The sequence below is a fragment of the Pelosinus propionicus DSM 13327 genome (assembly GCF_900114615.1).
Taxonomy (GTDB): domain Bacteria; phylum Bacillota; class Negativicutes; order DSM-13327; family DSM-13327; genus Pelosinus; species Pelosinus propionicus.
In genome coordinates this window covers 55,695-79,292 of record NZ_FOTS01000021.1, presented here as the reverse complement: position 1 = coordinate 79,292, position 23,598 = coordinate 55,695, and the positions used below count along the sequence as shown (strand labels likewise).

Here is a 23,598-nt window from a genome sequence, read left to right as displayed (position 1 = left end):
CCGTTCATGTATCCATACACGAGAACTTTAAACAACCGTTTCGGTGATTTCTCGATTCTCCCCATGCGAGAGTACGCGGCGTACAATTTTCTGTAATCCATCCCTTCCATTACCGCGTTGAGTAAGCGTACCGAATCTTCTGCCGGGATCATTTCGCCAATATCCATGGGCAGAAGAAATAGTTGATAGGTATCCTCGTTTACTGTATAATCTGGTTGTAAATTCTTTTTCGTCATAAATTTGATTTTACAACAAAAAACGGCTTCTGACTCTTGTCAGTTGCCGTTTTTTGTTGCTTTTGGAGGCTGGCTTAATGCGACAGCCCCATTTATAGATTTTTATCAAGTCTTCTTTGTTAAAATATTGTGTATATTTTGTAGACTTATGGTATAGTGATAATAGGAGTCTTTGTTTCATTTTAAAAAGGGGGCGATGGATATGGTAATGAAAATGGTAGAGAGTGATATTGCAAAACTTCCCGAAAATTATAGGAATTTTTATCATGATGTTATAACGTTTATTCCTAGGGAACGTGTTTTTATTGACCCGATTCGCACATTAGCATATGGTGCTGACGCTAGTTTTTATAGCATGCTTCCAAAGATCGTAATTAAAATAAAAAATGCAGAAGAAATGTCCAATATTCTAAAGCAAGCCAATAAGGTGAAAATTCCTGTGACTTTTCGTGCAGCAGGGACAAGCTTATCTGGCCAGTCCATTACGGATTCCGTTCTTTTAGTTGCTACAGAAGGCTGGCATAATTATTCCATTAGCCCTGGTGGTGAATCCATTGCGCTAGAGCCGGGGATTATTGGCTCTGAAGCTAATGCATATTTAAAATCCTATTCGCGCAAGATCGGACCGGATCCCGCTACGATTAATAATGCTATGATTGGTGGTATTGCAGCTAACAATGCCAGTGGTATGTGCTGTGGTACGGCAGATAATAGCTATAAAACTGTTGAGAGCATGAAACTTATTTTTGCGGATGGTTCAGTGCTGGATACGGGAAGCGCAGCTTCACGCGAAGAATTCAGAAAAAATAATCCTTCTATTATATCAGAACTCGAAAAAATCCGTGATGAAATTAATTCTGATGCAGAATTGACGCAGCTTATCAAGCGTAAATATAAAATTAAAAATACAACTGGATATGGTTTGAATTCTTTTGTTGATTATTCCGATCCTTTTGATATTATTAATCATTTAATGATTGGCTCAGAAGGAACATTGGGCTTTATTACTGAAATTACCTATAAAACGGTCATTGAGCATGAGCATAAAGCTTCAGCATTAATGATTTTTCCTGATATGAATACCACATGTCTAGCAGTAATGGAGCTTGACCGTGAATTGGTTGCTGCTGCTGAACTGATGGATCGAGCATCGCTGCGTTCCGTAGAGGATGAACCGGGAATGCCAGATTATTTAAAAACACTATCTGTCGATGCAGCTTCTTTATTGGTAGAGGTACGGGCAGGAGATAAGGATGCTTTAAATCAGTTAATTGAAGCTGTAAAAGCACGCTTAGCTCATCTTCCTACTGTATTGCCTATCACTTTTACGGATGTTAAAGCAGAGTATGAAGTTCTTTGGCATATTCGTAAAGGGATTTTCCCGGCAGTTGGCGGGATGAGGAGACCCGGTACCTCTGTTATTATTGAGGATGTGGCTTTTCCGAAAGAAAGAATGGCCGAGGCAGTGCTAGAACTGCGTAATATAATGAATAAATATAACTACGATGACGGTATTATTTATGGACATGCCTTGGATGGCAATGTGCATTTTGTTGTAACGCAAACCTTCAAAAATCAAGAAGAAATTGAACGCTATCAATCTTTAATAAAAGATGTTTGTGACATGGTAGTCAATGAGTATGGCGGATCACTGAAGGCCGAGCATGGTACAGGTCGTAACATGGCACCATTTGTAGAAATGGAATGGGGTAAAACGGCATATAGCTATATGCGCAAATTGAAAAATGTATTTGATGCTGAAAATACCTTAAATCCAGATGTTATTATCACTGACAACCAATTGCTGTATATCCAAAATCTTAAGCCTATGGCTCAAGCTCATGAGATCATTGATAAATGTATTGAATGCGGTTTTTGTGAAATTAATTGTCCTTCTAAGAACCTTACAGCTACTCCAAGACAGCGTATTGTGGTGCAGCGTGAAATTGCCAGACTACGCCAAACTGGAGAAGACCCAGAACGGCTTCGTCGTTTAGAAGAGGATTATTCCTATTTTGGTGATGAAACCTGTGCTACAGACGGATTATGTTCGACTACCTGCCCTGTAGGGATTAATACAGGAGAGCACACGAAGCATTATCGGGCCCAGTTGATGGGAGATAACGGAAAATCCATTGGACGTTTCATTACGAAAAATTTTGCTGGTGTAACAACTATGGCACGTATGGGACTATCTAGTGCCAAAATAGCACATTCCGTACTTGGTACTTCTTTAATGGGCGGTATTGCTGGCGGACTTCATTCCATCAGCGGGCATAAAGTTCCTTTATGGAATCCTTGGATGGCAGGGCCTGGTCAGACCCCTGACCCTTCCCGTTCTAAAAAAGGTGTTGATGGGCGTAAGGTGGTGTATTTCCCAAGTTGTGTGAGTCGTACTATGGGTGGCGCTGCTCCTGGCGATCGGGATAAACGCCAGCTTAGTCAGGCGATGATTCAATTGATGGAAAAAGCCGGTTATGAAGTCATTTTCCCTCGTGAGATGGATAAGTTGTGCTGCGGTATGCCTTTTGAAAGTAAAGGGTTATTTGAGTCGGCTGATAAGATGAGCAGTGAATTGGAAAAGGAATTATTAGTGGTAAGTAACAATGGGGAGTATCCTATTGTTTGTGATACAAGTCCTTGTATTTATCGTATGAGAAAAGTAATGGATAAGAAGCTGAAAATGTATGAGCCTGTAGAATTTATCCACGATTACCTGTTTGACTTGCTGGAATTCAAACAGCAGCCGGAAACCATTGCTGTGCATGTGACTTGCAGTTCCACTAAATTAGGGCTTAAAGAGAAGTTTAAAAAATTAGCAGAAGCTTGTGCGACGAAGGTGGTCATGCCAGAGCGAGTTAGATGCTGCGGATTTGCTGGTGATAAGGGATTTGAAGTACCCGAATTAAATGAATCTGCTTTAGCTGAACTCAAAGACAGCTTACCTGCGGATTGTACGTCGGGCTATTCCAATAGCCGTACTTGTGAAATGGGTCTAGCTCATCGCAGCGGTCTTAGCTATCAATCCATGGTATTCTTAGTTGACCGTTGTACAGTAGCAAAATAATAAGTACGTTAGTACGATAATATGGGCTTAAAAAGTTATGCTTCCTATAAACAATAGGGAGCATAACTTTTTTATTGTCTTGAAGGTATACGTTTCTTTGTATTTAAAAAATCAAAGATGAGTAGCGTAATTTTTTGCAGACAGAGGAACAGTTAGGGAGAATAGTGAATATATTGATGAATATACAAGAACGATAGAAGATATTGGAGTTTGATGTAATGGATGACATGGAGCAGGGGTATTCTCGCTTACTAAAGAAAAAACAGAAAAAAGTTATCCGATTATCCAAGCAGATTGCTTTTGTGCAATATACTATGGCTCTGGTGATTAGCTTGTCTATTCTCTTATTCCTAGTATGGTTAGGGTGGCAATATAATAGTACGAGTGTAACAGTTGCAAATTCATCTAAGTATTACGTAATTGCTTTTCAGCAGCCTGTGGCAGGACCTGCTTATTTACAGTCAAACTTGAACGTCGATGGATTGGCAGGTTCTTCAAGAACTCTAAAGGAAGTTGTGCCAGCTCGCCGAATTGTTATAAATTTACCTAGCCGGACTTTAGATTTTTATAATGAAAATCAGTTGGTAAAAACCTATCCTGTGGCGATTGGTAAGCCGATGACACCTACACCAATTGGCAGCTTTACCATTTTGCATAAGGAGATAAATCCTTGGTGGTATCCTCCTAAAAGTAAAAAAATTGTGCCCTCTGGTCCTGATAATCCGCTAGGATATCGCTGGATGGAGTTTGCCCCTTTATATGGTATTCATGGAACAAATGAGCCATGGGCAATTGGAGGCTGGGTTTCAAACGGCTGCGTCCGTATGGCTGAACCTGACGTGGAAGAGCTATTTGAAGCTGTTCCTTATGGAACTCGTGTATACATACAATATGATTTGGTGAGAATAGAGAAAAATGCTGTAGGGCAAGTTGCTTTAGGAATATATCCTGATGTATACGGTCTAAAAAGACAGCCTGTAACAGCCCTTGAAATCGAGAAGAAGCTGCGTGAAGTCGGTATACCTGTCTTCATTGATGCGAAAACTCTGCAAAGTATCTTAGACAAGCAGAAGGGCCAGCAGAATCCTTTGTTTCAACTGCATCATCTCAAGGTGAATGGAGTACTCTTACCAAGCCAGATTGTTTCCAGCCAAAGTCAAAACTTTGTTCCCATTTGGGCAGTGGCGAATTTCTTCCAAACGGATGTAGTATGGGATGAACAGCAGCAGTTAGTATACACGAATCATCAAGTTGTGCCTGGTTTTGTAAAAGGGCAGATCCTTTATGTCACTCAACAAGATGTGCAGACACTATTTGGTGGTATGTGGCTTTGGCAAGGAGCTGATAATTGCTGGGAGCTTTCGGCGTTTGTATTCGGCAAGGGGAATTGAGCAGGGTGCTGCAAATAAAAATATTGCATGTTGAGAAAAAGCTCGTTATTATAGAATTAAACCGTTATTGGCGCTGACAAAACCTTTGGTCTGTCAAAAGAAACTACTACGGCAGCATGATGACATGCTGCCGTTTTTCCGGTAAGTAAAGGGAACGTTAACACCGAGAATATACGCTGAGGGGATGTATTCTATTAATCCTTTCTCTGTGCCTCTGTGGTTCGATTATTTATGTTTTAATCTTCATATTTTTCACATCTTCGCGTTTACATGTTTTATTATTTAGGACAAGCTTATGGTAAGAACAGATATAGAAGGACAGGAGTATAGGTATGGTTGATAAACGACTTATGAATCAGCTGAAGCAGCAGCGGCGACAGTTTTTTATATTGATTGGCTTGGGACTGGGCGGCGGGATACTCGCTGTATTGCAAGCTGATTTTATGGCTAAAATTATAAATGGTGTTTTTTTAGCTCAATTGGATTGGGCAGGAGTCAGCCAGTGGATGGCTGCTTTATTTGTTGTACTGGCCTTGCGCAGTATATTTGTTTGGTTGATTGAAGTGATGGCTCATTCGTTGGCCTCACAGATCAAAAAGTCGATCCGTCAAAGAATTTTAACATCGCTTTTTGCCTTAGGACCTATGTATATCCGGAGGCAGCAAACAGGAGAATTAATCAATGTGCTGGTCGAGGGTGTAGAGAATCTAGAACCTTATTTTGCTAAATTCTTGCCTCAGTTATTTACTGCCGTTATGATTCCTCTCGTTGTCTTATTTATGGTTTTTCCTATCGATATAACTACGGCTATTATTTTATTGTTGACAGCGCCATTAATTCCCGTCTTTATGATATTGATTGGACGTACAGCTGAACGGGTTAATAAACGCCAATGGGAGACCCTCTCTCGTTTAAGTGCTCACTTTTTAGATGTGCTGCAAGGTTTAACGGTACTTAAAATTTTTGGACGCAGTATTGAACAGATACAGGTCATTCAGCGAATGAGTTCAGAGTTTCGTGATAAGACTCTCAGTGTGTTGAAAATTGCATTTTTATCTGCGTTGGTATTAGAGCTAGTTGCAACAATCAGTACAGCTTTAGTGGCTGTAACCATAGGGCTAAAATTGTTGTACTATAAGATGGATTTCGGCCAAGCCTTTTTCTTATTGCTATTAGCTCCTGAGTTTTATTTGCCTCTACGCCAGCTAGGTACTCATTTTCACGCGGGAATGGCTGGAAGCGCTGCTGCAGAACGTATATTTGCAATTTTATCCTTTACGCAAAGGCAAGATGCTAGAGAAGAAACAATTTCTTTACCTCGACAGCAGCAAGTGAGCATAGCTTTTGATAATGTATATTATGCTTATGATAATGGGGAGCGTCCGGCTTTAAATGGAGTATCATTTGCAATTGAGCCAGGGGAGATGGTTGCTTTAGTGGGAGCCAGCGGCTCTGGCAAGAGTACGATTGCCAGTTTATTATTGGCGTTTATTTGTCCCGATAAAGGACGTATTATAGTGAACGGTATGAATTTGAATCAGATAAAACTAGAAGACTGGCTATCGCATGTTGCTTATGTGCCTCAGTCGCCCCACTTATTTTATAAATCAGTGGGGGATAACATTCGATTAGGGAGAGAAGATGCTAGCTTGGATATGATTATTCAAGCTGCAAAAAATGCTGGTGCTCATGAATTTATAATGAGACTGACAAAAGGATATGATACTCTTGTGGGAGAAGGCGGACATGGATTGAGCGGCGGAGAGTGTAAACGTATTGCCATTGCCAGGGCATTTTTGCAGGACGCTCCTTTTTTACTATTAGACGAGGCTACTGCAGGTCTTGATCCGCAAAGTGAAGCTGTTATTGAGGAAGCATTGAGCAGACTGATGAAAAAGCGAACTGTATTAATCATTGCCCATCGACTGAGTACCGTGTATAAGGCGCATTCCATCGTGGTGCTTCATGATGGAAAACAGGCTGAAGCTGGATCTCATGTGGAATTAATGAAGATTGAAGGTCTATATTCTCAGATGGTATTGGCCTTTAGAGGTGGAAAATGACAATATTCCTACGTTTATTGCAGATTATGGGTTCTTCATGGCGGACAATGGCGATGGCAGGATTCTTTGGTTTTTTTACAGTTGTAAGTAATATTGGATTGATGGCAGCATCCGCATATCTGATTTCTGGTGCTGCTCTACATCCTTCGATTACAGAGTTATCTGTTGCCATTGTAGGCGTTCGTTTTTTTGGAATTGCTCGGGCAGTTTTTCGTTACTTAGAACGTTATGTTTCCCATGATGCCACGTTTCGTTTATTAGGTACTGTCCGTGTATGGTTTTATACAAAGCTGGAAGGTTTAGCTCCAGCTCGCTTGCTGGAATGGAGAAGCGGTGAACTTTTTAGTGCTATTGTTAGTGATGTAGAAACGTTAAAGGAATTCTATCTTCGAGTGTTGGCTCCTCCTTTTATTGCACTTTTAGTGGTAATTGGTACATGTTTGTTTCTGGCACAATTTGACTTGATCTTTGTGTATGTGCTAGTATGCGGAGCAATGCTCCTTGGGGTATTCTTGCCTCTAGCAGCTTCTATTGTACAAAAATCCTTGGCAGAGGAGTTAGTTACTGCAAGGATGCAAATGAAGGCCCAATTAGTAGATAGCATTACTGGTATTGTGGAGCTTGCCGCTTTTGGACAGACTCACCGTCAAGCCCAGCATATTGCTGAACTTGATGAGGAATTAACAGAGATTCAAAGTAAAGTGGTGAACCAGTCAGGGATAATTGATGCTTTAGGGTTATTCGTTGTAAATTCTACGGTATGGCTGGTCTTGTGGTTTGCGATACCCTTAGTACACAGTGGGCAGTTGGAAGGAATTTATTTAGCGGTGGTAGCTCTTACAGTGCAGAGCAGCTTTGAGGCTGTGATGCCGCTTCCTTTAACAGTACATTTTTTTGCTGAAAGCATGGCAGCTGCCAGGCGGCTATTTGCGATTGTTGATCGGGTACCGACGGTTCTTGATCGGTTCGAAGGTATATTACCAGGGGCAGATTTGTCGATTACAGTGAAAAATTTGAGCTTTCGTTATCATGAAAATGAGGCAGCAGTTTTGCGAAATATTTCCTTTACTGTTGATTCGGGGAAAAGTGTGGCAATTGTAGGGCCAAGCGGGGCCGGAAAAAGTACATTGTTGTATGTTTTACTGCGCTTTTGGGAGTATGAAGAAGGACATATTCTCCTTGGAAATCATGAGTTAAAGAAGTATCATTCCCAAGATATCCGAGCGATATTTAGTGTAGTGTCTCAACAAAGCCATATGTTTAATGCCAGTATTCGTGATAATATTTTATTGGCAAAACCAGATGCCAGTGAAGCAGAATTTGAGCAAGTACTAATTAATGCAGAGCTGGCTGAAGTCGCAAAAATTCTGCCACAAGGTTTAGATACAATGGTGGGACAGAATGGTTATGCTTTATCTGGAGGGCAGCGTCAGCGCATTGCCATTGCCAGAGCTTTATTGCGAAATGCTCCCATACTCATATTGGATGAGCCGACTGTGGGGCTTGACTCCTTGACGGAAGAGGCGATTATGGAGACTCTTACTAAGTTAATGGCAGGACGTACTACTATATTAATTACGCATCGCTTGACGGGTCTTTCGCATGTGGATACTATTTTTGTGCTTGAAACTGGAAAGATTATTGAGCAGGGAACCCAAGAAGAATTGTTGAAAAAAGAAGGTTTATTTTATCAGTTATGGAATTTTCAGCGTGATGTGGTATAATATTCTAGTAAAAGATGATGCATGACGCATAAAAATTTGTATATTAAATTGCATTCTGTGATATTTACAATCGATTTTTAGGATATACAGATTTTTTATGATAGGAGATGGAGTAGGAAATATGCTGGATACCTTATTTTCTGTAGAAAAAAAATGCCCTATTTGTCAAGAAACATTTCCGGTAACGAGAGTGCGATCTCGCTTGGTGATGATGAGACAAGATTCGGATTTTTGTTCTTATTACAAAGATATTAATCCCTATTATTATAAAGTCTGGATGTGCCCTCATTGCGGTTATGCAGCGCAGGATAATTATTTTGAAGATATTTCACCAGTAGCCGCAGAGCGAATACAACGTTTTTTTGCAGACCGGAATGTGAAAATTGATTTAAGCGGAACTCGCAGCAGAGAACAGGCAATTGTTAGTCATCAGCTGGCAATTGTTTGTGCCGAGTTAGCAGCCGTTCCAGCCAGCAGGCTGGCTGGACTGCATATGCGGCTAGGCTGGCTATATCGAGAGGCTAGGCTGGCAGAGCAGGAACAGGCCACTTTGCTTAAGGCGATTGATTATTATGAGTATGTTTTGGACCATGAAAATATGCCAGTGGGTCCAATGACAGAACTAACGATTATGTATTTGATTGGTGATTTACTTCGCCGGACTAATCAGAGTGAGAAGGCGCTGTTGTATTTAAATAAAGTGGTCAGCAATCCAAAAGCCAGACAAGAGAAGCGGATTGCAGATTTAGCTAGGGATGCTTGGCAGGATGTGAGGGCAGAAAGACGTGCAAACGAAGAGCATGCATAAGTGATATTGATGATTTTGTTACGAAAGAGAAAAGTGGAAGATGAGTAAGCGAATGCAGTTAGTATACAATTGCAACAAATAAATCGTTGAAAACTAAGCGTTGACTGTAAAATTGTTTTCTGTAAAAATACACTTGACTTTCATAAAGTGATAAAATATAATATGTTTAAATTGATACATGAACACGAAGAAAGGGAAATTGAGTGTGCAGAATGTACAGAGAGCCGACGGGTGGTGGAAGTCGGTCATTTTGACAGTTAGTTCCGCCCTGGAGTGGCTAATGATGAATTATGACGGGTGTCGCCCGATACAGCGATAAGAGTTGGCTATATATGTAGCAATTTGGGTGGCAACGCGGGAATATCTCTCGTCCCTGGTGGGATGGGAGTTTTTTTTATATCTTTTTTTAAGATAATATGTTTATTTGTATTGAAAATGTATAACATTAGGATGATAATCGTATGGAGGGAATGTAAATGAGAGTTTTAGTAAGTGATCCGGTTTCAGCGCAAGGGGTAGAAATATTACAAAAAGAATATGAGGTAGATGTTAAAATAAAACTACCAATTGAGGAATTAATTAAAATTATCCCTCAGTATGATGCTTTAGTAGTACGCAGTGAAACGAAAGTAACTAAAGCCGTTATTGAAGCAGCAGCCAATTTAAAAGTAATCGGTCGTGCTGGAGTAGGCGTTGATAATATTGATGTAGAGGCAGCTACCCAAAAAGGCATAGTTGTACTCAATGCACCAGAAGGAAATACGATAGCAGCAACAGAACATACAATGGCAATGATGTTGGCGCTGGCGCGTAATGTTCCTCAAGCTCATGCCAGTTTGAAAAATGGACAGTGGCTGCGCAGCAAGCTAATGGGTGTGGAAATGCGTGGAAAAACATTAGGAATTCTAGGATTGGGTCGTATCGGTTCCGGTGTGGCAAAGCGTGCTTTAGCGATGGAAATGAACGTTGTAGCGTATGATCCTTTTATTAACGCAGAACAGGCAGCGGCTATGGGAATCCAACTGCTGGAATTAGATGAAATTTTCCCTTTGGCTGATTTCATTACTTTGCATTTACCCTTTACCTCTGAAACGAAGTATCTGTTAAACAAGGAGCGTTTTGCCAAAATGAAGCCCAATGTACGGATTATAAACTGTGCACGTGGCGGTGTCATTCATGAAGGGGATTTGGCGGAGGCTGTTGAACAAGGTATTGTAGCAGGAGCAGCAATCGATGTATTTGAGAAGGAACCTGTCAATCCCGAAAATCCTCTGTTAAAGTTGGATCAGGTAATTGTAACACCTCACTTAGGAGCTTCTACAGCAGAAGCGCAAGTTGGTGTAGCCGTAGATGTGGCAAAAGGTATTATTGCAGCGCTGAAGGGGGAACCTATTGCCACGGCAGTAAATATGGCACCGATTCAGTCTCATGTACTAGAGGTCATTCGTCCGTATTTTAATTTGGCAGAAAAAATGGGTTGTTTGGCGATTAATTTGGCCGAAGGGCGTATAACTGCAGTCGATGTAGAATATAATGGGGAAATTAGCGAAGTCGATACAAAAATGCTGACTACAGCCATGATTAAAGGTTTGCTAAATTCCATTTTGACAGAGCATATTAATTATGTAAATGCTCCAGGAGTTGCAAAATCTCGTGGCATTAAAATACGCGAAGTAAAAAGTAAAGAAACAGCTAATTTTGCTAATTTGATTACCGTACGAGTGTATACGGATAAGAAGACTCATGTTGTAGCCGGAACTTTGTTTGGACATGAAGAAGGGCGTATCGTAATGATTGATGGATATCGAGTGGATGTTGAGCCTCAGGGTTGGCTGATTGTAGGACTTCACTTAGATCGTCCAGGAATGATCGGTTATGTTGGTACCATTTTAGGTACTGATGGGATTAATATTAACAGTATGCAGGTTGGCCGTACAGAGGTTACGGGTACCAATATTATGGTAATGAGTGTAGATTCTGATGTACCAGCAGCTACTATGCTTAAAATAAAAGCTGTGGATGGGATCTTAGGAGCAAAAATGATTAACTTTTGTGTAATTTAGGAGGAAGAAATATGGCTAGTGTAAAACCTTTCCGCGGTCTTAGACCGGCACCCGAATTGGCAGATAAAGTTGTTTCTCTGCCTTATGATGTAATGGACTCTGCAGAAGCAAGAGCCATTACATCCCAAAATGAATTAAGTTTTTTGCGAGTTACTAAATCGGAGGTAGATCTTGCTCCTGATGTGAATCCGTATTCAGAAGAGGTCTATCAAAAAGCCAATGAAAATCTTCAGGATTTTATAAAAAAAGGTATTTTAATTCAAGATGAAAAGCCTTGCTTTTATATTTATAAGCAGCAGATGGGAAGCCATACCCAGGTAGGATTAGTGGCAACGGCCTCTGTTGTAGAATATAACAATAATATTATTAAGAAGCATGAGTTGACCAGACCGGATAAAGAGCAGGATCGAGTCAATAATATTATGGCTACCCAGGCACAAACAGGGGCGGTATTTATTACGTACAAGGCAAATGATCATATGAATGCTGTTATAGCCCAGGGAATGACAAAACAGCCAGTGTATGATTTTGTTACTGAAGATGGAAATCGCCACACGCTGTATATTGTGGATGATGCTGTTAAGATCAAGGCAATTGAACAGGCATTTGCTCGTATTGAGTCGTTATATATTGCTGATGGGCATCATCGTTCTGCAGCAGCTGCCAGAGTTTATGAGACCCGCAAAGCAAATAATCCTGAACATACAGGTGAAGAAGATTATGCCAGATTTTTGGCAGTCATTATCCCTCATACCATGACAAAGATTATGGATTATAATCGAGTTGTAAAAGATTTAAACGGATTAACAGAAGATACTTTCCTCGAAAAGATTCAGGAACAATTTATAATTGAACCGTGTACTCGAATCTCATGTAAAGCAGAATATCCTCATTATTTTGGTATGTATCTGAATAAAGCATGGTATAAATTAGTAGCAAAACCGGGCAGTTATGATGAAGCAGATCCTGTAGGCAAGTTAGATGTTAGTATTTTGCAGCGTAATCTTTTGGAACCTATTTTAGGTATTGGGAATCTTCGTACGGATAAACGCATTGACTTTGTCGGAGGTATTCGCGGCATGGGAGAATTAGAGCGTTTAGTAGATAGTGAGGAATACGTTGTTGCTTTCTCAATGTTCCCGACATCTACTAAAGATTTAATGGCAATTGCTGATGCTGGTGAAATTATGCCGCCTAAGTCTACCTGGTTTGAACCAAAGCTTAGGGATGCGATTGCCGTACATTTGATAAATGGAGGAAACTAGAAGATGGCACAGCGTGTTTTTAATTTTAATGCCGGTCCAGCAGCATTGCCTTTAGAGGTTCTGGAAGAAGTACAAGGGGAATTGCTTAACTATCAGGAAACAGGCATGTCTATTTTGGAAATTAGCCATCGCTCAAAAGCATATGAAGCGATTAATCGTCAAGCGGAAGCTAATTTAAAAGACTTGCTGGGATTAGGAGATAATTATAGAGTGCTGTTCTTGCAAGGAGGGGCGAGTACCCAATTTGCTATGATACCAATGAATTTTTTACCTTCCGGTCAAACCGCTGATTATATATTGACAGGTGCTTGGTCAGAGAAGGCTCTTAAAGAAGCTAAATTATTTGGCAATACGCATGTTGCAGCAACAACTGCTGACGGTAACTATAAGCGTATTCCGACTTTTGAGGAAATTCAACTTAGCGACGATCCAGCCTATGTTCATATCACTTCGAATAATACGATTTTTGGTACACAGTGGAAGACTCTTCCGTCTTTCGGCGAAGTGCCATTGATTGCGGATATGTCATCGGATATTTTGTATAAGCCTTTTGAGGCAGAAAAGTTTTCTTTAATTTATGCAGGTGCGCAAAAGAATTTAGGTCCTTCCGGTGTGACCGTCGTTATTGCTCGTAAGGAGTTACTAGAGAATAATCCTAAAGATATTCCGACGATGCTGCGGTATGAAACCCATGCTAAGAACGATTCTCTTTATAATACACCGCCAGCTTTTTCTGTGTATGTACTAAACTTAGTACTGCAATGGGTTAAAAGCCAAGGTGGGTTAGCGGGAATACAAAAGCGTAATGAAGAAAAAGCGGCGCTTGTTTATCATACCATTGATAACAGCAATGGCTTTTACATAGGTCATGCACAGAAGGACAGTCGTTCTTTGATGAATATTACTTTCCGTTTACCAAGTGAAGATCTGGAAAAGACCTTTGCTGTTGAAGCAGAAAAGGCTGGTCTTATTGGTCTTAAGGGGCATCGTTCTGTAGGTGGCTTACGAGCGTCCACGTATAATGCCATGACGATAGAAGGCTGCCAAGCGTTGCAGCAATTTATGCTGAATTTTCAACAGAAAAACGGGTAAACTACAGGAAGAAAAGTTAGAAAGCGGGAGTACAGATTAACTGTATCCCGCTTTCATCGTATTGTGTTAATTCGGAGTTCTAACAATACTTTAGTGACAGTAAGAGAAAATTCTCATTGACGATGCAACGAGCAGATACCAATTAAAAAATTCAATGAGAGTGGCAGGATTATTGGCGAGACTGTGAAATACAATATAATGAAAAGACGATAAAAATTATTAAGTAATAGAAAAGCTTTATTAAAGTGCTATTTTGCTGATAAATCTAAGGAGGACTGATCTTGATTAGGTGCATCAGGTAGAGGGGCAATTTGCAGGGGAATGCCTCCTGTGGTCGGTGCCAGGGCATTAAAAACTAAGGTGTAGACTAAGCCGAATATGCCTGAGGTCAAACCGGCTAAAAAAGTGATAAAAGCTCCTCCAAAGAAGCCGAGAGAACTTCGATCCATTATAGCAAATAGCAAACCGACAATGCTTCCCGTGCAGATACCACCAGCAAACATTAGATAAAAAACAGGCCTGTAACCAAGTCGAATCAGTTTGTAATTAAACATACGATCAGCTGCCTTTCGATTCGAGTTTTTCAGTATGGGTAGAAGTAGTCTCTCGGAAAGTATCATCATCTGCCTATTCATGGTTAGAAATAGTTATTTTTCGAGAATGTACTATTGAATTTAGGAGGAATGAAAAATGTCCAGCGAAATATTTGACATTGCGATTATTGGCGGAGGACCAGCGGGTTTATCAGCTGCCTTAACAGGGAGAATTCGCAATAAGAATGTTGCTTTATTTGAGCATATGGATTTTAGCCTAAAATTGCAAAAAGCTCACATTGTAGATAATTATTTGGGAGTACCACAGGTTACAGGCCAAGGGATGATGCAGCAATTTTTAGCTCATTGTACTGCCCATAATCCAAGCATTATAAAAGAAAAAGTCGTGAATATCTTTCCAGGAGATGATTTTTTCACTTTACTGACGCCAGGAGAAACGTATCAGGCTCGGACTGTAATTATTGCTACGGGTGTGGTCGCTACTACTTTGTTTCGTGGAGAAAAGAATTTTTTGGGAAAAGGCGTAAGTTACTGCGCTACTTGCGATGGTATGATGTATAAGGGAAAAGATGTAGCTGTTATTTCCTACACTAGTGAAGGTGAGCATGAAGCGGAGTATTTAAGTGAACTATGCCGTACGGTCTATTATCTGCCTCAGTACAAAGATGTGGCTCCATTGCGTTCCGGTATCAAAGTAATCAACGGCAAGCCTCAGACGATTTTGGGGGACGTAGTAGTAGAAAAATTACAAATGGATAAAGAAGAGTTAAATGTTCACGGAGTATTTATTATTCGCATGTCTGATCCGGTTGAAAATGTACTTCCAGGTCTTGCTCTTGACGGCGAGGTTATCAAAGTTAATCGAGACATGTCTACAAGTATTCCAGGGGTATTTGCAGCAGGTGATTGTACAGGAAAACCATGGCAGATCGCCAAAGCGACAGGTGAAGGCCTAGTGGCAGTATTAAGTGCGATTACTTATTTAGGGAAAAAAGATAAATAAAGCAGTCTTAAAGTAAACCATAGCGTGACGTAACCAAATGCTGTGAAAACAATGGAAACCAGAGAAGTAAAGCCAATATCACTGAAAAGTATACTGAATGTTATGACGATGAGTAAAGCGGCAGTCTTAGATAATCCTGTGACTGCCGTTAATTTTGTAGCGCATCCATATAGACATGCTAGACCAGTGGTATACATGGCAGCAGCAAAAGTAAAGATATAAGCTGCATGATGGGCAATATGCTGTGAGCCTGCAATATGAAGCATAGGAATTTCAAATTCTGGAGATAAGGGATAGTGAATCATAACTACCAGGATGATTAAACCAGCTAATAATAATAGCAGCAAGCTGCCAATTATACTTCCAATTATACGAATAGAAGGTTCGGGAGTGTGGGCGCCTAGAGGAACTAATACGGTAGCACTCATGACTAAGTTATAAGAAAGATAGAGCAAGCTAGAGAGAAGCCAATGAAAAGTTGAAATGTTAATGGCTGCCGATGATATATGCACCATTGTAAAATTCCAATCATGATAAGATAGCGAGTACATAGCGACAAAACTTGTGATAGTTGCCAACAGCGGTGTAATAATGAGGTTTGCTGTGGCGATACCGTTGATGCCCCAGAGTGTTGTGAGTACCAAACTCAAGGCCATAATGCCGATTCCCAAAGTGTAAGGCAGGTGCAGAGTATCCCGAAATAAAGTCCCATTTCCTGCTAGCATAACTGTTAGGACGCCAAACAGGGACAAAGTAATGATACAATCTAATAAGATACCAACATTTTTGCCGCAGGTGTAATATAATAATTGATGATAACTGGTAGCTTTAATGGTATAACTGATCTTTAAAATTGCAATTCCGAGCCAGGCAAATAAAATGGTTGTGAACAAGAGACCAATCAATCCTATGCTGCCATAAACAACAAAAAATTGGGTGAGTTCTTGTCCGGAAGCAAACCCTGCTCCCATAATGGTTCCTGCATAGATAGCTGCAATTCTGGCTATCTTAAGTACATGATAGGACATTGCATCACTCCTTAGAACTTGGCAGTTCTCATATTTTTTTCTATGTAAAAAGTTGGGATATTATGCAGGATATATTGAAAAAAAATTGAATTTTTTAATAGTGTATAGGGAGAAAATTAATTAGGAAGGAAATGAACTGGGGGAAAATGCACAAGAGGAGTTTGCTGCCAGATGAGAAAAGATATAGCGTATCGAATCGCCCAAGCTGTTCATATGGGCCTATTTCACGGCGTACTTGTGATTGATAGTGAGTTTAGGTCAGTTTTTCTCAATCAGGCATTATGCGATATGTGGAAAGTGAAGCAGCAGGACGTCTTACATCATTCTGTACTAGACCTATTTTGTAATGGAAAGGTGAAGAAATTTGGCGGTGCTTATCAAGGTCCCTTAATTGAAACAATGGTTACTGGTCAAGAAATAAGTGGCTGTGAGGTATATTTAAATATGCCTGGCAATAAGGAAGGTAAATGGTTTTTGGTCAATACCTATATTCTGCGAGATGAGAATGGGCTTCCAGAATATGCTCTAGGCAATTATATTGCAATTGACAAGTTCAAAGTGTTTGAAAATAAACTGAATGCTGTGAATATGAATATTATTAGAGCCTTTTGCAAAGCAATTGGAGTGAGAGATATCTACACGATGCAGCATAGTGAAAATGTTGCTGCACTGCTTGTTGGCTTAACCGAATACATGAGGTTATCTGATAGTGAGGTAACAATGGCTTATTTAGCTGGAATCGTTCATGATGTAGGTAAAATTGGTATCTCCGAAGAGATTTTAAATAAGCCAGGTCGTTTAACAGAGGCAGAGTATGAAATTGTAAAACGTCATCCTTCCAAAGGGGCAGATATCTTACAAGAGGTAGAAGAGTTTGCTACGTTGGCTCACATTGTTCGTCATCATCATGAACGATATGATGGGAAGGGGTACCCTAATGGACTACAGGAAAAAGAAATTCCTCAGATTAGTCGTATGCTAACAATCTGTGATGCTTATGATGCTATGACGAGTGTAAGGTGTTATTGTAGTCCTCATAGTATCGAGGAAGCCTTAGTTGAAATAAAAAAATGTGCTGGTGGACAGTTTGATCCGGAACTCAGCAGTATTTTTATTGATTTTATTCGAGAATGTAATTATGGAGGTGGTATTAGACTTACTTTACAATAAATAGTGAATATTGTAGAATATAATGGTATACGCTATTTATGTATAAGAACAGATTTATTCCGTTGTGTATCGCATAGCAGTGTTGATGCGGAAAAATACTCTCGTTTCTGGATAGCAGGCGGGAGTTTTTTATTATAATCTCCGTATTCTCTAGTCTAAGAGAGTGCGTTAGTGGTTTTACTGGAATAGGAGGAGGGTTAGCATGCTTGATGTTAAATTTGTTAGGGACCATACAGAAGAAGTTCAGCAAGCCTTAGTAAAGCGTGGTATGAATTTTAGTTTGGATGAATTTTTAGCTTTAGAGAAAGAGCGCCGGGAGCTGTTAGGGCAGGTAGAAACGCTTAAAAATACGCGTAACACCGTTTCTCTTGAAATCAGCCGCTTGAAGAAAGCAAAAGAAAATGCGGATAATTTAGTATCTCAGATGCGTCTGGTCGGTGACCAAATTGCTGCATTAGATGGTAAGGTAAAAGAAGTAGAGGGACAATTACAGGCGATTATTATGAATATCCCCAATATACCCCATCAATCGGCACCTGTAGGGCGAGATGAACAGGATAATGTAGAAGTACGCAAATGGGGAACTTTGCCTACATTTGTGCAGCCGCCGCTAGCTCACTGGGAAATTGGTGAGAAACTTAATATTCTTGATTTTGAACGGGGCGGCAAAGTTACAGGCGCACGTTTTACTTTTTACCGCGGTCTTGGTGCCAGGCTAGAACGATCACTCATTAGTTTTATGCTGGATATACATACAGGCGAACATGGCTACACGGAATTTTTCCCTCCATTTATTGCAAATAAAGACAGTATGACAGGTACGGGACAGCTGCCTAAATTTGGCGAGGATATGTTTAAGTTAGAGGGGCTGGATTATTATTTGATCCCTACCGCTGAAGTTCCAATTACCAATTACCATCGTGGTGAAATTTTGGATGCTAAGGATTTGCCTTTATATTATACTGCGTATAGCGCTTGTTTTCGTGCAGAGGCAGGAGCTGCCGGCCGCGATACTCGTGGGCTGATTCGTCAGCATCAGTTTAATAAAGTAGAGATGGTGAAGTTCTCTTTACCTGAAAATTCCTATGAAGAGTTAGAAAAATTAACGCATAATGCAGAACGTATTTTAGAACTATTAGGTTTACCCTACCGTACGGTAGCTTTATGCAGCGGTGATATAGGATTCTCTTCTGCTAAGACCTATGATATTGAAGTCTGGCTCCCTAGTTTCAATGCCTACCGGGAGATTTCATCTTGTTCCAATTTTGAGGATTTTCAAGGTCGTCGTGCGGATATTAAGTTCCGTCGCGAAGCAAAGTCTAAACCAGAGTTTGTGCATACTCTTAATGGATCAGGCTTGGCAATCGGTCGTACCGTGGCGGCCATTTTAGAGAATTATCAGCAGGCTGATGGCTCTGTTATTGTACCAGAAGTATTAAGGAAATATATGGGTGTTGATGTTATTGCTACTAAGTAAATTTTACTAGGTAGAATAAAGCTTCTTTGCCTGCAAAAAGACTTGGCATAAGCCAAGTCTTTTTATTGTAAGTAAGGGAGTATGCGCTTTGTACTTTTCACTCTATCTTGTAGGAGGGATAAGAGACGCTGATGAACCATATTATAGTAGCTGATGATTTTAGTGTAAATCGTAAAATTTTAAAGTCTTTTCTCAAAGATATGAAGGAAGTCACTATCCATGAAGCAGCAGATGGTTTTCAAGTGATTGCACTTTTAGAACAATTTGATATTGATTTAGTACTGCTGGATTTAGTTATGCCCAATAAGGATGGTTTTGCTGTTTTAGCGGAAATGAAACAACATGAAGGATATCGGCATATTCCAATTATTGTTCAGTCTGCTTTAAGCCAAAATGAGTATGTGATGCAGGCACTAAAACTGGGAGCATATGATTATTTTCATAAAACACTTGAGGATTCCATATTGGAAGATACTTTAGTTTTAAAAGTGAGAAACGCAATTCACAGTTATTCCTTATATAAGCAGGTGCAAGAAGAGCTAAAAGTAAAACAATTTTACCAGGAAAGATTGCGTAAGGATTTATATGTGGCAAGTTTAGTGCAACGGCGTTTTTTACCGAATAATATTGCTGGCAGCATGTTTACGATCAAGACCTTATACCGGCCTTTACATGTTGTAAGTGGTGATTTGTATGATTATAAATGGGATGAGCAAAAGCAGAATGTAGTAGGATATATTTTAGATATTAGTGGGCATGGAGTGGCAACGGCATTAATTACTTCTGCTCTTAAATCTTTAATTGAACAGGGATTTGGACAGTGTAATTCACCAAAAGAAAAGATCGAATGGTTAAATCAGGCGATTATGCCCTATTGCTACGAAGATTTTTATGCTACGATTATTTGTTTTGAGTTAAACTTTACAACCAAAATGATAACCTATGCCTCAGGAGGAATTCATCACTTTTTATATCATTCAAATGGAAAATGGCAATTCATTACCACACCGGGAAGTCCGATTGGTTTATATGACAACGCAGAATTTCAGCAGCATAGCTTTCCGTTTCAGAATGGGGATGAAGTGATCTTTTTCTCAGATGGTATCGCTGATGTATTAGAAAGGCCCGTTGTACTGTCTACAGATGCCAATGGTAGTATTGAATCGTGGAAGGCCCTATGTGAGGCAGGTAAAGTTAGAGATGATGTTTCGGCAATGGGGATTACGATTAACATGGAGTCAGATCATAACATACATCCTGCTATAAGGAATGCTTCTTCGGTCTAATTCATAAATAAAGAGAAGCACCGAATTGCTAGGTGCGAAGAATGAAAGAGACGCCAGGGAGTCATCATGTTCCTTAGTGTCTCTTTCATTCTTCATGTCATGACTATTAAACTTGGAAAATATTAAACTCGTACTTCAAAGTTTCCTTTTATTTTAGAGGATGATTTGTTCTTTTTCTGTGCAATTTTCTGAGGAGAAGGAGAAGAAGAAGGAGCTGCTGAGGAATTCATTAGATTCAGAAGATCCTGTTGGCTGTCAGCAGAATAATTAAGAATGGTTCGCCGTTTATTTTGATTGCTCTTCCATAGGCGAAAGCAGGCAAGAGAAATGGCAATAAGTATTACAAGAGAAAAGAAGAATCCGAAACCCAAAGGAGAGGAGTTATTCTTCGCGGTGGATACTGTGGAGGCCGGAGTGGCTTGGGAGGAGGTTTCTTGGTACGTTCCTGAAGATGGCTGTGCAGGAGCAGAGTTGTTATCGATAGAGGAGGGAGAGGCTGTCTGCTTTGTAGATGCAGGAGGAGGAATATTCGTTTTACCTTCTGTCGGTATCTTTGCAGCTGCTGATTTATCAATATTAACAGAATTAGAGGAGGGGGGATTTGCATTATTTTCAGAGGATTTTGGATTCATAGCAGGCGGTGTAGGAGGAATTGGTTTCGTTGGTGGGGTTGGAGTTTGCATGGTAAAAGAGCTCCTTTCTCATTGATATCTTATTCTATTGTACCAAACATTACTGAAGCTTGTACATCATTAAGTAGATTTTCTATTGAGGGGATTTTGCAAGTATAATCCATGGAGAATTAGTAATCAGAGATAAAAGTCTAGAAATCGTACGTTCTCTTATAGGAATTATGTGGCATCTTGTCGAAGTATAGACTAACATTAGATTAGAATAGGGCTGCAGGTGCTCCTATGGAAATGCAGAGATCTAAGAGCGGAGGTAAGAGTGTTTTGGAATTAGAGTCGGGCACATCCATTGCTCAGGAGATTGTTACTTTAATTTATGATATAAGTGGATATCCTGTTATGATCTGGGATCATATGGGAGACCTCCTTGCTGAGTCTGGTGCTTTGGGATTTGGAGAAAAGTACAAGCTTTCTAGTGATGAGCATATTGGAAGTTTACAGATGGACACATTTTGTGATTACATAGAAGACATTATTTTTTTGGGGGATGCAAGAAGAGGCAAAATTGTGATTGGCAGTACTACAGATACTGCGAAAATGCTGATTACGATGGCAGCTCAATTGGCTGTCCTTTTATGTCGTAATTGTAAGGCTTATCAAAAGCTAAGTCATCACATGAAAGAGTATGAAACACTTTTTAATTTGATTCCTGTGCAAATTTGGTATAAAGATATGGATAATAAAATTATTCGCGTTAATAAACAAGTAGAAAAAGATATTGGAATTCCTATGCAGGAGTTTGTAGGAAAATCATCTCAGGAATTATTTCCCTCCTACTCTGCGAAGTATTATAAGGATGATTTAGCAGTTCTTGAGTCAGGCCAGCCTAAGCTTGGCATTTTGGAACAAATCAATCATGCTAGTGGTGAGATTCGATGGATTTATACGAATAAAATTCCAACCACAAATTGTGATGGCATTGTAACAGGGCTAGTTGCCTTGGTTGTTGATGTTACAGAGAGTAAGAAAATGGAGAAGCAAATGCCGATTTGGGCTAAAATATTTGAAAGTAGTGGTGAGGCAATTTCAGTTACAGATAAAGAGAATCGTTTTGTTGCCGTAAATCGCGCTTTTTCTTTAGCTACAGGCTATTCATCTGATGAGGTTATTGGTAGAGAGCCTAGTCTTTTAAAGTCTGGTTGCCACGATAAGATCTTTTACCAAAACATGTGGGCGGCAATTCTTCAAACAGGTTCTTGGGAAGGCGAAATCTGGGAGAAGAGAAAAGATGGTGTAATTTATTTAAAATGGTTGCGAATTGATCAGATTAAAGATGAAGAAGGTAATTTGATTAATTACCTAGCACGATTTACCGATATGAGTGAGAAAAAGGCAGCCGAAGAGCGGATTCACTATTTGGCAAGGCATGATGCGCTAACAGGACTGGCGAATCGGGAAGTGTTAGGCAAGCAGCTAGCAAAGGATATTGAAAGGGCTCGCCATAGTGGTAGCGGTGTAGGAGTTATTTCTCTTAATTTAGATCGATTTAAAAATATCAATGACTCTTTAGGGCACAAAGTGGGAGATGAAGTCTTAAAAGAGCTTGCTGATCGGTTGGAGACCTGCTCTAAGAGAACAAGTTTAACAGCTCGTTTTGGCGGTGATACCTTTAACTTTATTGTCCCTAAGATTTCTCAAAAAGAAGAGATTATAAAAGTAATTCATGAAATCATGAGTGCTCTGGAAAGACCTCTCTTGCATGGCGGATTCGAGCTAATTATTACTGCTAGTATTGGCGTTAGTGTATATCCTGATGATGGAGATACGGCAGAAGTGCTAATTCGCAATGCTGATACAGCCATGCATAAGGTGAAGGATAATGGACGTAATTTTTATGAATTCTTTGAAGCCAATATGAATGAATACGCATCAGAACGTCTTATGCTGGAAAATAATCTGCGGCGTGCCCTGGCAAAAGAAGAGTTTGTTTTATTTTATCAGCCCCAAGTGGACAGTAAAACAGAAACTCTCATTGGAGTGGAGGCATTGATTCGCTGGATACGCCCTAATTCCGAAATCGTACCGCCAGGAGATTTCATTCCAATTTTAGAAGAGACAGGTCTTATTATTCCCATTGGCGAATGGGTTTTGGCAGAAGCGTGCCGGCAGCATAAAGAATGGATTCGAAAGGGATTACCACCAATTCCTATCTCCGTCAACATTTCTGCCATTCAATTTCAAGAGAAAGGTTTTTTGCCGATGCTTTCTAATATTATAAAAGAAAGTGGCATTGAGCCAGGATATCTGGATTTGGAACTAACAGAGAGTGTTGTCATGCGACAGCCGGAGTTTGTTATCAAGCAGCTGGAGTTTATTAAAGAGATGGGAATCAATTTATCCCTAGATGATTTTGGAACTGGGTTTTCTAGTTTGAGTTATTTACGCTATTTCCCTCTGGATCGATTGAAAATTGACCAATCTTTTGTGCGTCGTTTGTCTACGGACTCGGTAAATGAAGCAATTATTGAAGCAGTAGTGGCTTTGGGAAAAAGTTTGAAGATAAAAACCATTGCAGAGGGCGTTGAAACAAAACAAGAATTAGATTTTCTGCGAAAGCTTGAATGTGATGAGATACAAGGATATTATTTTTCGGAACCTTTGCCGAGCGACGCTTTTATACGATGGTTTACGAGTCGGTAAGTAGACCATGTCTTTATAATAAAAATAATGAACCGCGAAGAC

16 protein-coding genes and 1 pseudogene are annotated in these 23,598 nt (G+C 40.0%); 14 read left to right on the top strand and 3 right to left on the bottom strand.

The annotated features are described in order from the left end of the window. Nucleotides 1-236, bottom strand: a pseudogene (locus tag BMZ99_RS12850) (IS5/IS1182 family transposase); the annotation flags it as partial. A 202-nt stretch (nucleotides 237-438) separates the two neighbouring features. On the opposite strand from BMZ99_RS12850, the gene BMZ99_RS12845 reads away from it, so the two are divergent. The 8 genes from BMZ99_RS12845 (at nucleotide 439) to serC (ending at nucleotide 13,709) form a co-directional block, all read left to right on the top strand. Beyond that, a complete protein-coding gene (locus BMZ99_RS12845) occupies nucleotides 439-3,303 on the top strand; it encodes an FAD-binding and (Fe-S)-binding domain-containing protein (protein ID WP_090937773.1) in 2,865 nt (954 codons plus the stop codon). A 218-nt stretch (nucleotides 3,304-3,521) separates the two neighbouring features. After that, nucleotides 3,522-4,694, top strand: a complete 1,173-nt coding sequence (locus BMZ99_RS12840) for a L,D-transpeptidase (protein WP_090937770.1) — start codon at nucleotides 3,522-3,524, stop codon at nucleotides 4,692-4,694. A 332-nt stretch (nucleotides 4,695-5,026) separates the two neighbouring features. Next, a complete protein-coding gene (gene cydD, locus BMZ99_RS12835) occupies nucleotides 5,027-6,757 on the top strand; it encodes a thiol reductant ABC exporter subunit CydD (RefSeq protein WP_090937767.1) in 1,731 nt (576 codons plus the stop codon). Further along, entirely contained in the window at nucleotides 6,754-8,481 is a 1,728-nt protein-coding gene (cydC, locus tag BMZ99_RS12830; RefSeq protein WP_090937764.1) for a thiol reductant ABC exporter subunit CydC, read from the top strand. Before cydD ends, cydC begins: the two co-directional genes overlap by 4 nt. Nucleotides 8,482-8,602: 121 nt before the next feature. Beyond that, complete coding sequence (locus BMZ99_RS12825; RefSeq protein ID WP_090937784.1) at nucleotides 8,603-9,289, top strand: DUF2225 domain-containing protein; 687 nt, start codon at nucleotides 8,603-8,605, stop codon at nucleotides 9,287-9,289. A 476-nt stretch (nucleotides 9,290-9,765) separates the two neighbouring features. Further along, nucleotides 9,766-11,352, top strand: a complete 1,587-nt coding sequence (serA, locus tag BMZ99_RS12820; RefSeq protein ID WP_090937761.1) for a phosphoglycerate dehydrogenase — start codon at nucleotides 9,766-9,768, stop codon at nucleotides 11,350-11,352. Nucleotides 11,353-11,363: 11 nt separating this feature from the next. Next, on the top strand, nucleotides 11,364-12,617 hold the full coding sequence (locus BMZ99_RS12815; protein ID WP_090937758.1) for a DUF1015 domain-containing protein: 1,254 nt from the start codon (nucleotides 11,364-11,366) through the stop codon (nucleotides 12,615-12,617). A gap of 3 nt (nucleotides 12,618-12,620) precedes the next feature. Next, the gene (gene serC / locus BMZ99_RS12810) at nucleotides 12,621-13,709 is read left to right on the top strand and encodes a 3-phosphoserine/phosphohydroxythreonine transaminase (protein WP_090937755.1); all 1,089 of its coding nucleotides are present in this window, start codon (nucleotides 12,621-12,623) and stop codon (nucleotides 13,707-13,709) included. A 248-nt stretch (nucleotides 13,710-13,957) separates the two neighbouring features. Here the strand turns inward: serC and BMZ99_RS12805 are convergent, their stop codons facing one another. Beyond that, nucleotides 13,958-14,263: a hypothetical protein gene (locus BMZ99_RS12805; protein ID WP_090937753.1), complete on the bottom strand. Its 306-nt coding sequence runs from the start codon at nucleotides 14,261-14,263 to the stop codon at nucleotides 13,958-13,960. A gap of 136 nt (nucleotides 14,264-14,399) precedes the next feature. Between BMZ99_RS12805 and BMZ99_RS12800 the strand changes: the two genes are divergently transcribed. Then, on the top strand, nucleotides 14,400-15,266 hold the full coding sequence (locus tag BMZ99_RS12800; protein WP_090937749.1) for an NAD(P)/FAD-dependent oxidoreductase: 867 nt from the start codon (nucleotides 14,400-14,402) through the stop codon (nucleotides 15,264-15,266). Here the strand turns inward: BMZ99_RS12800 and BMZ99_RS12795 are convergent. Next, nucleotides 15,242-16,294, bottom strand: coding sequence for a YkvI family membrane protein (locus BMZ99_RS12795; protein WP_090937747.1), 1,053 nt, complete (start codon nucleotides 16,292-16,294; stop codon nucleotides 15,242-15,244). The genes BMZ99_RS12800 and BMZ99_RS12795 overlap by 25 nt on opposite strands. Before the next feature lie 171 nt (nucleotides 16,295-16,465). On the opposite strand from BMZ99_RS12795, the gene BMZ99_RS12790 reads away from it, so the two are divergent. The 5 genes from BMZ99_RS12790 (at nucleotide 16,466) to BMZ99_RS12770 (ending at nucleotide 23,556) form a co-directional block, all read left to right on the top strand. Beyond that, nucleotides 16,466-17,464 (top strand): HD domain-containing phosphohydrolase, encoded by a 999-nt coding sequence (locus BMZ99_RS12790; RefSeq protein ID WP_090937744.1) that lies wholly within the window; start codon nucleotides 16,466-16,468, stop codon nucleotides 17,462-17,464. A 202-nt stretch (nucleotides 17,465-17,666) separates the two neighbouring features. Next, complete coding sequence (serS, locus tag BMZ99_RS12785) at nucleotides 17,667-18,941, top strand: serine--tRNA ligase (RefSeq protein ID WP_090937742.1); 1,275 nt, start codon at nucleotides 17,667-17,669, stop codon at nucleotides 18,939-18,941. Between the two features lie 131 nt (nucleotides 18,942-19,072). Continuing rightward, on the top strand, nucleotides 19,073-20,227 hold the full coding sequence (locus BMZ99_RS12780) for a PP2C family protein-serine/threonine phosphatase (protein WP_090937739.1): 1,155 nt from the start codon (nucleotides 19,073-19,075) through the stop codon (nucleotides 20,225-20,227). Between the two features lie 327 nt (nucleotides 20,228-20,554). Continuing rightward, on the top strand, nucleotides 20,555-20,935 hold the full coding sequence (locus tag BMZ99_RS27020) for a hypothetical protein (RefSeq protein WP_245754952.1): 381 nt from the start codon (nucleotides 20,555-20,557) through the stop codon (nucleotides 20,933-20,935). 245 nt (nucleotides 20,936-21,180) lie between these two features. Continuing rightward, a complete protein-coding gene (locus BMZ99_RS12770) occupies nucleotides 21,181-23,556 on the top strand; it encodes a sensor domain-containing protein (RefSeq protein WP_175490544.1) in 2,376 nt (791 codons plus the stop codon). Nucleotides 23,557-23,598: the final 42 nt, after the last annotated feature.

What these genes read in the sequence shown, in the direction of transcription:
- BMZ99_RS12815 (WP_090937758.1), top strand. Translation starts at nt 11,364, where the DNA reads ATGGCTAGTGTAAAACCTTTCCGCGGTCTTAGACCGGCACCCGAATTG.
- BMZ99_RS12845 (WP_090937773.1), top strand. Translation starts at nt 439, where the DNA reads ATGGTAATGAAAATGGTAGAGAGTGATATTGCAAAACTTCCCGAAAAT.
- BMZ99_RS12795 (WP_090937747.1), bottom strand. Translation starts at nt 16,294, where the DNA reads ATGTCCTATCATGTACTTAAGATAGCCAGAATTGCAGCTATCTATGCA.
- serA (WP_090937761.1), top strand. Translation starts at nt 9,766, where the DNA reads ATGAGAGTTTTAGTAAGTGATCCGGTTTCAGCGCAAGGGGTAGAAATA.
- cydD (WP_090937767.1), top strand. Translation starts at nt 5,027, where the DNA reads ATGGTTGATAAACGACTTATGAATCAGCTGAAGCAGCAGCGGCGACAG.
- BMZ99_RS12790 (WP_090937744.1), top strand. Translation starts at nt 16,466, where the DNA reads ATGAGAAAAGATATAGCGTATCGAATCGCCCAAGCTGTTCATATGGGC.
- BMZ99_RS12800 (WP_090937749.1), top strand. Translation starts at nt 14,400, where the DNA reads ATGTCCAGCGAAATATTTGACATTGCGATTATTGGCGGAGGACCAGCG.
- BMZ99_RS27020 (WP_245754952.1), top strand. Translation starts at nt 20,555, where the DNA reads ATGGCAATAAGTATTACAAGAGAAAAGAAGAATCCGAAACCCAAAGGA.
- BMZ99_RS12780 (WP_090937739.1), top strand. Translation starts at nt 19,073, where the DNA reads ATGAACCATATTATAGTAGCTGATGATTTTAGTGTAAATCGTAAAATT.
- BMZ99_RS12840 (WP_090937770.1), top strand. Translation starts at nt 3,522, where the DNA reads ATGGATGACATGGAGCAGGGGTATTCTCGCTTACTAAAGAAAAAACAG.
- serC (WP_090937755.1), top strand. Translation starts at nt 12,621, where the DNA reads ATGGCACAGCGTGTTTTTAATTTTAATGCCGGTCCAGCAGCATTGCCT.
- serS (WP_090937742.1), top strand. Translation starts at nt 17,667, where the DNA reads ATGCTTGATGTTAAATTTGTTAGGGACCATACAGAAGAAGTTCAGCAA.
- BMZ99_RS12825 (WP_090937784.1), top strand. Translation starts at nt 8,603, where the DNA reads ATGCTGGATACCTTATTTTCTGTAGAAAAAAAATGCCCTATTTGTCAA.
- BMZ99_RS12805 (WP_090937753.1), bottom strand. Translation starts at nt 14,263, where the DNA reads ATGTTTAATTACAAACTGATTCGACTTGGTTACAGGCCTGTTTTTTAT.
- cydC (WP_090937764.1), top strand. Translation starts at nt 6,754, where the DNA reads ATGACAATATTCCTACGTTTATTGCAGATTATGGGTTCTTCATGGCGG.